At 51.8% G+C, this 423-nt stretch carries 1 protein-coding gene; it reads right to left on the bottom strand.

Annotation, left to right across the window (positions count from 1 at the left end):
* Positions 1 to 304, bottom strand: a 304-nt coding sequence (locus tag KHA85_RS20375; RefSeq protein ID WP_498039907.1) for a M20/M25/M40 family metallo-hydrolase, incomplete at its 3' end; no start/stop codon positions are given.
* Between the last annotated feature and the right edge of the window lie 119 nt (positions 305 to 423).

The raw sequence follows: 423 nt of genomic DNA, 5'->3' as shown, positions 1-423 counted from the left end.
GGCCGCAGGCGTGCATGCGGTTGGCCACGCTGCTGCTCCAGGGTTTGCCGGTGTTCTCCTCGATCGGCAAGGCATCCATATCGGCGCGCAGCCCGAGGCTTTTCACGCCGTCGCCCGCCCGCAGCGTGCCCACCATGCCGGTGCCCGCCAATCCGCGGTGCACCTCATAACCCCACGAACTCAGATAATCCGCGACCAGATCGCTGGTGCGAAACTCTTCGAAACCCAATTCGGGGTGCTGATGAATATCGTGCCGAATAGCCGTGAGCTGCGGTAAATACCCTTCGATGATTTTATTTATCATAATTACATTCCTTTCGTGATTTTATTATTTATTTGGTGAATGAATAAACCTGAGGGTGAAAATAAAGGTATAACACGGCATGAATAATTTTATTTCGGCTCGCCTCGACAGATAAAATA

This window comes from Dietzia massiliensis (assembly GCF_018390595.1).
GTDB lineage: Bacteria > Actinomycetota > Actinomycetes > Mycobacteriales > Mycobacteriaceae > Dietzia > Dietzia massiliensis.
The sequence above is the reverse complement of the archived record's forward strand: the minus strand, read 5'-3'. Positions and strand labels throughout refer to the sequence as shown.